The organism is Microbacterium sp. 69-10, from assembly GCF_001897945.1.
In the GTDB taxonomy this organism is placed as follows: domain Bacteria; phylum Actinomycetota; class Actinomycetes; order Actinomycetales; family Microbacteriaceae; genus Microbacterium.
Genome location: NZ_MKRT01000025.1, coordinates 69350 through 70432, shown reverse-complemented (window position 1 = coordinate 70432; position 1083 = coordinate 69350). Strand labels below are relative to the sequence as shown.

Annotated in this window: 1 protein-coding gene; it reads right to left on the bottom strand. The window is 71.3% G+C overall.

Going from position 1 to position 1083, the window contains the following annotated elements; all coding sequences use genetic code 11:
• Nucleotides 1–1005, bottom strand: a 1005-nt coding sequence (locus tag BGN97_RS13345; RefSeq protein WP_292702439.1) for a beta-ketoacyl-[acyl-carrier-protein] synthase family protein, incomplete at its 3' end; no start/stop codon positions are given.
• Nucleotides 1006–1083 lie beyond the last annotated feature (78 nt).

Genomic DNA, 1083 nt, shown 5'->3' with positions numbered 1-1083 from the left:
CGCCTTGGTCGCGGAGACCGGGATCTCGTCGATGCGGTCGCCGAACACGCGCTTGAGCGCCTCGTACTCGTTCGGGTCGCCGACCGGGGTGGACGTGGCGTGCGCGTTGATGTGCGAGACCTCGTCCGCGGAGGCACCCGCCTGCTCCAGCGCCTGCTCGACGGCACGGGCCGCGCCCGCACCCTCGGGGTCGTTGCCGGTGATGTGGTACGAGTCGGCGGAGACGCCGCCGCCCACCAGGTAGGCGTAGATCTTCGCGCCGCGGGCCTTGGCGTGCTCCTCGGTCTCGAGGACCAGCGCCGCGCCGCCCTCGCCCATGACGAAGCCGTCGCGGTCGATGGCGCCGGGACGGGAGGCGGTGGCCGGGTCGTCGTTGCGGCGGGACAGGGCCTGCGCCGAGGCGAAGGACGCCATGGTGATCGGGTGGATCGCGGACTCCGCGCCACCGGCGATGATCACGTCGGCGAGACCGTCCTGCAGGTGGTCGTAGGCGTTCGCGATCGACTCCGTGCTGGAGGCGCACGCGCTGACGACCGTGCGCGCGAAGGCCTTGGCGTTGAAGTGCAGCGACAGGTTCCCCGCACCGGCGTTGGGCATCAGCATCGGAACCGTCAGCGGCATGACACGGCGCGGTCCCTTCTCGCGCAGCGTGTCCCAGGCGTCCAGCAGCGTCCAGACGCCGCCGATGCCCGTGGCCCAGTCGATGCCGAGACGCTCGGGAGCGACCTCGGGCGAACCGGCGTCCTCCCAGGCCTCGCGGGCGGCGATCATCGCGAACTGCGTCGAGGGGTCGAGGCGCTTGGCCTCGTGACGGGGGAGCACCTCCTCCGGGCGGACGGTCGCCTCGGCGGCGAAGTGCACGGGGATCTGGTACTTCTCGATCCAGTCGTGCTCCAGCGTGCGCGTTCCGGACTTGCCTGCGAGCAGATTGGCCCAGTTCTCTGGGGCCGTGCCGCCCAGAGCGGACGTGGCGCCGATACCGGTGACGACGATGCGCTTGGTCATGAAGGTCCTTCGTGAGGAGGGAGGTGGTTCGGGAGGAAGGAGGATGCCACGCCCCGCGCCCGCTGACCGGCTGCTGAG